The organism is Sandarakinorhabdus sp., from assembly GCF_040398645.1.
Taxonomy (GTDB): Bacteria; Pseudomonadota; Alphaproteobacteria; order Sphingomonadales; family Sphingomonadaceae; genus Sandarakinorhabdus.
Window position 1 is genome coordinate 1 of record NZ_JBBATR010000031.1, and the last position, 4,077, is coordinate 4,077.

6 protein-coding genes are annotated in these 4,077 nt (G+C 62.7%); 4 read left to right on the forward strand and 2 right to left on the reverse strand.

The annotated features are described in order from the left end of the window. Nucleotides 1-641, reverse strand: a 641-nt coding sequence (locus ABWP50_RS08590; protein WP_353217583.1) for a LysR substrate-binding domain-containing protein, incomplete at its 3' end; no start/stop codon positions are given. 132 nt (nt 642-773) lie between these two features. Between ABWP50_RS08590 and ABWP50_RS08595 the strand changes: the two genes are divergently transcribed. The 4 genes from ABWP50_RS08595 (at nt 774) to ABWP50_RS08610 (ending at nt 3,323) form a co-directional block, all read left to right on the forward strand. After that, complete coding sequence (locus ABWP50_RS08595; RefSeq protein ID WP_353217584.1) at nt 774-1,322, forward strand: peroxiredoxin; 549 nt, start codon at nt 774-776, stop codon at nt 1,320-1,322. A 165-nt stretch (nt 1,323-1,487) separates the two neighbouring features. Next, complete coding sequence (gene ahpD / locus ABWP50_RS08600; protein ID WP_353217585.1) at nt 1,488-2,006, forward strand: alkylhydroperoxidase, AhpD family; 519 nt, start codon at nt 1,488-1,490, stop codon at nt 2,004-2,006. Between the two features lie 151 nt (nt 2,007-2,157). Then, complete coding sequence (epsC, locus tag ABWP50_RS08605; protein WP_353217586.1) at nt 2,158-2,829, forward strand: serine O-acetyltransferase EpsC; 672 nt, start codon at nt 2,158-2,160, stop codon at nt 2,827-2,829. 128 nt (nt 2,830-2,957) lie between these two features. Beyond that, nucleotides 2,958-3,323 (forward strand): DUF2794 domain-containing protein, encoded by a 366-nt coding sequence (locus ABWP50_RS08610; RefSeq protein ID WP_353217587.1) that lies wholly within the window; start codon nt 2,958-2,960, stop codon nt 3,321-3,323. A 28-nt stretch (nt 3,324-3,351) separates the two neighbouring features. Here ABWP50_RS08610 and ABWP50_RS08615 read toward each other — a convergent pair. Then, nucleotides 3,352-4,077: SDR family NAD(P)-dependent oxidoreductase (locus ABWP50_RS08615; RefSeq protein WP_353217588.1), on the reverse strand; the 726-nt coding region annotated here is incomplete at its 5' end.

Sequence of the window (4,077 nt, forward strand, 5' to 3'; positions counted from 1 at the left end):
CCGCATGCCGATAGCGCTTGGTCCTTCAGGCAGTGGCCGTCTTCCAGCAGCAGCAGGCTCTCGGTGTTGATCGCATCCGGAGCCACCGCCGGCGGCGGGTCCGGCAGATCGCCAGGCGCAAACACCAGAAAAAACGGATCATCAAACAACGGCATCACCGCCAACCCCGGGGTGTCCCACGGCAGCGCCAGCAGCACGGCGTCAAGCATGCCGCGGCCAAGCGCCTCGGTGGCCGGGCCGCTCATGTCTTCGCGCAGATGCAGCTTCAGATCGGGATAGGCGCGGCGGATATGGCCGGCAACGCGCGGCAGCAGGTAGGGCGCAATGGTGGGAATCACGCCCAGCCGCAGCGGCCCGGCCAGCGGCTTGTCACCGCCCACGGTCAGCCCGACCAGCTCATCGGTTTCGCGCAGCACGGCATAGGCCTTTGCCACCACCCGCTCACCCATCGGCGTGAAGCGCACCACGCGGCGATTGCGCTCGACAAGGCGCACACCAAGCAGCGATTCCAGTTCGGCAAGGCCAGCCGAAAGCGTGGACTGGGTGACAAAGCAGGTTTCCGCCGCCCGGCCGAAATGGCCATGGATGTGCAGCGCCGTCAGATATTGCAATTGCTTAAGCGTGGGCTGGAATGCGGTCATTGATGCAATCGATTTGTAACAGAGATATTATCGATTGGATTTCTATCTCGGCAACGACCATCACGCAAGCATCCGGGGCACCGCAAGGGTGCTGCGGACCGTGATAGACCTTTAAAATAAGAGGATTTCCCCATGGCAATGACCGTTGGCGATACGATACCTTCCTTCGATCTGCCGGTGCAGCAGGGCGTCGCCGCACTGCCGGGCGGCGAAACGCTGAACATCGCGACCGCTTATCCCGGCAAGTGGAAGATCCTTTTTTACTGGCCCAAGGATTTCACCTTCGTTTGCCCGACCGAAATCATTGGTTACGGCGATCTGATGGGTGATTTTGCCGATCGTGATGCCGTGCTGATCGGCGCATCGACCGACACCGATTTCGTGCACTTCGCATGGCGCAAGAGCGACGAGCGTCTGGCTGCCTGCGATTTCCCATGGCTGGCTGACAACTCCAAGTTTCTGGCTGACGCCCTGGGAATCATCGTGGCCGGTGCCGGCGTGCCGCTGCGCGCGACCTTCATCATCGATCCAGACAATGTCATCCAGCATGTGACTGCAAATGGCCTGAACGTGGGCCGCAACCCCGCCGAAACGCTGCGCATTCTCGATGCGCTGCAGACCGACGAGCTGTGCCCCTGCAACTGGCAGGGCGGCGAAGAGACCCTCAAGCCAGCCGCCTGAAGTTGTTCCCTCTCTCATTTGGGGAGAGGGCGACTCAGCGAAGCTGAGCGGGGTGAGGGTTGGCCAAGCGCCCCCTCCCCCCGCTTACCCCCTCACTCTCCCACGCGCTTCGCGCGCGGGCCCCTCCCTCTCCCGTAAGGGGAGAGGGGTTAAGCGGAGCGTACCATGATGTTTTCCGAACTCGCCAAGACCCTGCCGGACTACGCCAAGGATCTGCGCCTGAACGTGTCCAGCCTGCTCGCCGAGCAACTGCTCACTGATCAGCAGAAGTGGGGCACCATCGTCGCGGTGGCGCATGCCTGTGCCCACAAGCCGCTGATCGAGGCCGCAGAGGCCGAAGCCGCCACCAAATTGACCGCCGAAGCGATGACCGCCGCCAAGGCCGCCGCCAGCATCATGGCGATGAACAACATTTACTACCGCTTTACCTACATGGCTTCGCGGCCCGATTACAAAACCATGCCGGCCAAGCTGCGCATGAACGTGATCGGTGCGCCCGGCATCGAAAAGGCCGATTTTGAGCTGTTCAGCCTGGCGGTATCGGCCATCAACGGCTGCGGCATGTGCATCGATGCCCACGACAAGGTGCTGGCCCAGCATGGCGTCGGCACGGACAAGATCCAAGCCGCTGTGCGCATTGCTGCGGTTGTGCACGCCGTCGCGCGCACCCTTCAGGCGCTTTAACAACGTCGCTGTAAAGCCGCCCTCCCAGCATTGCCTGTGGGCTCTGGACCTGAAAGGCCAGTCATCTGTTATAGATGACTGGCCTTTTTGTGCTGTTACGGCTAAGTGACACTCAAATCCCTTGTTGGAGAGCCACTACCGGGAGGTTGCTATGGGACTGATCGCCTATCTTGATTCGGTGAAGCAGCGTGATCCGGCACCGCGCTCGCGTCTTGAAATCCTGATTTATCCTGGCGTCTGGGCGCTGGGGCTGCACCGCGTTGCCCACGCCTTGTTCGCTGCCCGGCTGTTTTTTGCGGCGCGGCTGATCAACCATCTTTCCCGGCTGATCACCGCCATCGATATTCACCCCGGCGCCCGTATCGGCCGCAATTTCTTCATTGATCACGGCTTTGTGGTCATCGGCGAAACCGCTGAGATTGGCGATAATGTCACGATTTACCAGTGCGTTACCCTGGGCGGCACTGATCCGGCCGGCGGCATCAGCGGCAAACGCCACCCGACGATTTGCGATGGCAGCATCATCGGTTCCGGCGCGCAGGTGCTGGGGCCGATCATGGTGGGCGCCAATGCCCGCATCGGCGCCAATGCCGTGGTCACCCGCGATGTGCCGGCCGGCGCCACCATGGTCGGCATCCCCGCCAGGCCGGTGGTGGTTGCCGCCGAAGACTATGCCAAGCCGTTCATGCCCTACGGCACACCGTGCGCGCAGAAGTTCGATCCCGAAACCCAGAAGCTGGAATTGCTGCGCTGCGAGATGGATGTGCTCAAGGCCCGCCTTGATGAACTGACCTGCGAGGAAGCCCGGCGCAAGACCGGTTGAGGCGGCCCGCGAGTGCCTGCTGGTGGCCACTGAGTGACCCCCGGTGACCGCTGGGTGGCCCTTGGGGATCGCTGGGTGGCCCTTTACCACTGGTTGACCTGCGCTGCGCTCCGCGCCACATTTGCAGCGTGAACAGTGTCATTCCGCTCAGCCCGCCCGCAACGCCAACCTCTGGCCCCCACAACCGCCCGCGCCAAGTCGCCTTCACTCGGATCGAGCTTGATCGCATCATGTCGCTTTATGGCCGCATGGTCGCCGCTGGCCAGTGGCGTGATTATGCGCTGGAACTGGGCAGCAAACAGGCCAGTTTCTCGGCCTTCCGCCGTGCCGCCGAAAACCCCGAAGCCCGCGTGGTCAAGGACCCGGCACTGCGGAGCCGCCAAGGCGAATGGGTCTTGTATGGCGAAGGCGGCGTGGTGCTGAAACGCGGCCACGAACTGGCCGGCGTGCTCGCCGTCCTCGAACGGCGGCTGCTGAAGGCGGTGGAGGGGTAGGCCCTCCCGCCCTGGGCCACGCCTGTTGTTACTTGCCGCCGCTGAGCGACACCTGGGCCTGGGCGCCGCCATTGTCTGGCGCCAGTTCGCCGGTGCGGTCGCTGATGTCGGCAAAGCGCGCCGCGACGTGCTCGGCAGTCATTTCATCGGCGGACAGGTGAATGCCGCGCGTCAGGGTGATGTAGGCCCGCTCGATACCGCCGCCGCCGGCGTTGAGGATCACGTTGGTCGGCGCGTCTTGCGACACCAGGAACACCGATGCCGGCACCACGGTTTCGGGGCCCATCTTCTCCAGCAGCGCTGGCGGCAACAAATCTTCTGTCATGCGGGTCGCGGCCAGCGGCGCGATGGTGTTCACATGCACGTTGTATTTGGCGCCTTCCAGCGCCAGCGACTTCATCAGGCCGACCAACGCCAGCTTGGCGGCGCCGTAATTGGCCTGGCCGAAATTGCCGTACAGCCCGGTGGACGATGTGGTCATCAAGATGCGACCATAACCCTGCTCGCGCATCAATTCCCACACCGCCTTGGTGCAATTAACGCTGCCCATCAGGTGGACATCAACAACGGTGCGAAACTCATCCAGTGTCATCTTGATGAAGGTCTTGTCGCGCAGGATGCCGGCGTTGTTGATCAGGATATCGATCCGGCCCCAGCGTTCCTTGACGTTGGCGACCATCTTTTCCACGGCTGCCATGTCGGTGACGCTGGCACCGTTGGCCATGGCTTCGCCGCCCATTGCCGTGATTTCATC

Coding starts and splice junctions, on each gene's coding strand:
- ABWP50_RS08595 (WP_353217584.1), top strand. CDS start 774: ATGGCAATGACCGTTGGCGATACGATACCTTCCTTCGATCTGCCGGTG.
- epsC (WP_353217586.1), top strand. CDS start 2,158: ATGGGACTGATCGCCTATCTTGATTCGGTGAAGCAGCGTGATCCGGCA.
- ahpD (WP_353217585.1), top strand. CDS start 1,488: ATGATGTTTTCCGAACTCGCCAAGACCCTGCCGGACTACGCCAAGGAT.